Below are 2,912 nucleotides of genomic sequence, written 5' to 3'. Positions count from 1 at the left end.
GGGGGGATATTGAGCTGAAGGCTTTGGATAAAATCGGGTATTCTAACTACTTGAAAGGCAAATAATGGGCGTTTTGATTGATGGCATGAGCAATGGGTGAGAAATTGTCTTTTAGATTTACCCCCCCCCCCCCCCCCAATAAACTAAACCTTCGCCCCGGATTTCATCTTTCTAGTTTAACACACACTCTCCACATATTTAAAGCCCCCCAAAAACCCTCACCCAAACAACTCGAAGTCCCTACACCCAATGATTTGCCCGCGTTTGAGAGGGAGAAACCCCCTGGGGATTTTGATCAAACCCCTAAAGAGAAAGATAAAAATATGGAACAAGGTCGAGAATACGAAAAGTTTGTCGCTCAAGGGTATGTCAAGCGTGGTTATGATTGCGATTTTCATTGCGATTTAGGCAAGCAAGATCAAAAAATTGATCTGATTTTAACTAAGGATGAGGAGGTGCTCTTTATCCAATGTAAAAATTGGAATGAAAAAACGCCTTATCGCGTGGGTTTGGACTATGTCCAAGAGTTTTTGCAAAATTGCGATGCCCTAGAGAAAGCAGAGTACCCGGGCAAAAACTGCCAAAGATTGTTGGCACTCTCTGCGGATGTGCTCAACCCAGAGGCTAAGGCATTCCTAGAAAAACGCCGCTGCGATCAACGGGTGGGATGGGCAATACTACCAATACAGAGGAGTTAAAATGGATTACGCCAAAAAATACAGGGATTTAGTTGCCAGCTATTATGCAGGTCAAGGTTTTAGCGTCCACAGATATGATGCGAGCAAAGACAAAGAGAAACATTTGGCATTTACCCGCATTGATTTGATTTTGAGGCAGGACAAACAAATCATCTTGGCGCAATGCAAAAACTAGAATCCAGAGGGAGAATGCAAGATGGATGCCAAGCATTTAGAGAAGTTTCTGCAAGATTGCCATAGCTACCAAAGCCATTTGTATCGCGATGATTTTGAGCATTATCAACAATGCTTTTTTAAAAATATCATGGTGGTCAATAGCCCTAAGTTGCTCGCCCCAGATGCCTTCGAGCTCATCAAGAGCCAAAAAGACAAGAAAGAGCATGAGAGAGTGTTTTATGATGTGCTAGCTCCCTCAGCCAACATGGACAGGGTGAGCCTAGCAGAGAAAACATGATCAAACATTTGGAGGAAAACATGGTTTTAAAATTTTGCCCTGCCCTGATTAGAGTAGTGCGTATAAGGGGTTTCACATGAGCATTTTGGTGATCGGAGCTATTGCGCAGATTTTTACAGCAGTGGGGAAGGTGTTTGAAAACTTCTTTAAGTCGTCCGTCTCTATGGTGTTTGTGATTACATTGCTGGTTATTTTCCACTACATAGGGCATTAGTGGGGTGGGCAACCCTAGCAACGGTTAAAATACCTACAAGGAGCAATATGTCAGTGTCGTTTGAAAAGTGTGTGTTGTCGGTTGTCTTGTTGTTTGCAGCGGCTTTAGGAGTCTGTTATGCGGGGAATCAATTGGCAAAATCTTACGATGACAGCAAAGACTATGGCAAATCTGTTTCTTATTGGCAAAAACTCATAGAAATGGGGGATTCTAGGGGGTATAACGAAATGGGGGCTATGTATGAAGATGGCAAAGGCATTGTCAAAGATTGCTCCAAAGCCTTGCAATACTACCAAAAAGCAGCAGATATGGGGGATATTATGGCTTATAATAATTTGGGAATAATGTATGAAAACGGGGAGGGTGTGGGGCAAGACAAGGAAGTTGCACGGCAGTATTATCAAAAGGCTTGTGATTTGGGCGATCAAGAGAGTTGTGAATACGCCAAAGATTTAGCCCCTAAACATACTGCCTACAAGCTCAACTTTGATATTCAGAAAAAAGAGTTTGATCTCTTTGGGGAGGGGCTGGGGACTTTGATTGAGATCACTTCTAAAAATAGAGACCCCGTGCGCCTTGAGGGGATTATTATCAATGAGGCAATTCTTGCAATGATTGGACTCAGGTTATGGCTGATGGCAGACCAGCTAGGGGCAATAAGAGAGGCTATATTTTAAAATACTCTCAAGGGTATATGATTGGCGTGGCTTGCTTGCCTTATAAAATCCTCTCTGTAGAAATTAGGACTCATTTGGGTAATGTAACTTACACCTATGAGTGAGGGGTGTTTGGGGGTGTGGAGGGGATTTTTCAGCATGTGGTAGTGAAGCATGTTTAAAGTAAAAATACATCCAATAGGCAAGTTTATCCTCTTATTTATGGTAGAATCCACTTACAAGCCTTGCTTGTAAACCTGAAAAAGGAGTCTTATGCGCATTTTGTTAACCTTGATCGCTACAACCCTTCTCTCTTGTTTGTTTTTAGAGGCTGAGGGTAATGGGGTTTATGGAGCTGTGGGTTTTCAATACTCAAACATCACACAGAGCACACAGAACAAAGCCCCCGGGCTTGCTAACCAAATGCCACTTTTCAATGTGTTAAGTGCCAAGCCCATAGTTTTAGCAAATCCCCAGCTCCCCCAAAACAAAATGGGGCAGTGAAATTAAGGAGGTTTTCTGGACAAGAAAATTTTAAAAAACACTTCTGCAAGTTTAGCCATAGCCCTTTGTTCGCCCTTTTTGGAGGCTGATACGGATAAAGATGGTTTCCAAAGGACTAGTGTCATTTGGTGTTGCGATGCCGATGGCAAATCGTTTTCAAGTCCCCCTTCATGGGCTCTCCCAGATTTTGACCCCACATCCAAGAAAAAAACCTCCAGCACCAACACCAAGACACCAGTAGTCCCCCAAACCTCTACCCCGCCGGTAACCACTAAACCTTCAACGCCCCAGACTTCTGCCCCACCCGTAGTAATTAAACCCCCAACACCCCAAACATCCACCCCGCCAGTGGTAACTAAAGCCCCAACACCCCCATTAAACCCAAG

At 43.6% G+C, this 2,912-nt stretch carries 7 protein-coding genes; 6 read left to right on the top strand and 1 reads right to left on the bottom strand.

The genetic code is table 11. The features are described from left to right. The first annotated feature begins 323 nt into the window (after nucleotides 1-323). The 6 genes from EAO37_RS09345 to EAO37_RS08915 all read left to right on the top strand — a co-directional run bounded on the left by EAO37_RS09345 (nucleotide 324) and on the right by EAO37_RS08915 (nucleotide 2,526). Nucleotides 324-698, top strand: a complete 375-nt coding sequence (locus EAO37_RS09345) for a restriction endonuclease (protein WP_162983017.1) — start codon at nucleotides 324-326, stop codon at nucleotides 696-698. Nucleotide 699: 1 nt separating this feature from the next. After that, complete coding sequence (locus tag EAO37_RS09340; protein ID WP_162983016.1) at nucleotides 700-873, top strand: hypothetical protein; 174 nt, start codon at nucleotides 700-702, stop codon at nucleotides 871-873. A 21-nt stretch (nucleotides 874-894) separates the two neighbouring features. Next, nucleotides 895-1,152: a hypothetical protein gene (locus tag EAO37_RS08925; RefSeq protein WP_120953396.1), complete on the top strand. Its 258-nt coding sequence runs from the start codon at nucleotides 895-897 to the stop codon at nucleotides 1,150-1,152. A 76-nt stretch (nucleotides 1,153-1,228) separates the two neighbouring features. Further along, nucleotides 1,229-1,366, top strand: a complete 138-nt coding sequence (locus EAO37_RS09335) for a hypothetical protein (protein ID WP_162983015.1) — start codon at nucleotides 1,229-1,231, stop codon at nucleotides 1,364-1,366. A 47-nt stretch (nucleotides 1,367-1,413) separates the two neighbouring features. Next, complete coding sequence (locus EAO37_RS08920; RefSeq protein ID WP_120953393.1) at nucleotides 1,414-2,043, top strand: tetratricopeptide repeat protein; 630 nt, start codon at nucleotides 1,414-1,416, stop codon at nucleotides 2,041-2,043. 252 nt (nucleotides 2,044-2,295) lie between these two features. Further along, a complete protein-coding gene (locus tag EAO37_RS08915; protein WP_120953390.1) occupies nucleotides 2,296-2,526 on the top strand; it encodes a hypothetical protein in 231 nt (76 codons plus the stop codon). Between the two features lie 2 nt (nucleotides 2,527-2,528). Here EAO37_RS08915 and EAO37_RS09425 read toward each other — a convergent pair. Further along, a partial coding sequence (locus EAO37_RS09425) for a hypothetical protein (RefSeq protein ID WP_205589768.1) occupies nucleotides 2,529-2,912 on the bottom strand: 384 nt, incomplete at its 5' end.

Source organism: Helicobacter sp. L8 (assembly GCF_003660355.1).
Classification (GTDB): Bacteria; Campylobacterota; Campylobacteria; order Campylobacterales; family Helicobacteraceae; genus Helicobacter; species Helicobacter labacensis.
This window is presented reverse-complemented; position numbering and strand designations above follow the sequence as displayed.

Excerpts from the sequence above, each read along its gene's own strand:
- EAO37_RS08925 (WP_120953396.1), top strand. The coding sequence starts at position 895 with ATGGATGCCAAGCATTTAGAGAAGTTTCTGCAAGATTGCCATAGCTAC.
- EAO37_RS09345 (WP_162983017.1), top strand. The coding sequence starts at position 324 with ATGGAACAAGGTCGAGAATACGAAAAGTTTGTCGCTCAAGGGTATGTC.
- EAO37_RS09340 (WP_162983016.1), top strand. The coding sequence starts at position 700 with ATGGATTACGCCAAAAAATACAGGGATTTAGTTGCCAGCTATTATGCA.
- EAO37_RS08915 (WP_120953390.1), top strand. The coding sequence starts at position 2,296 with ATGCGCATTTTGTTAACCTTGATCGCTACAACCCTTCTCTCTTGTTTG.
- EAO37_RS09335 (WP_162983015.1), top strand. The coding sequence starts at position 1,229 with ATGAGCATTTTGGTGATCGGAGCTATTGCGCAGATTTTTACAGCAGTG.
- EAO37_RS08920 (WP_120953393.1), top strand. The coding sequence starts at position 1,414 with ATGTCAGTGTCGTTTGAAAAGTGTGTGTTGTCGGTTGTCTTGTTGTTT.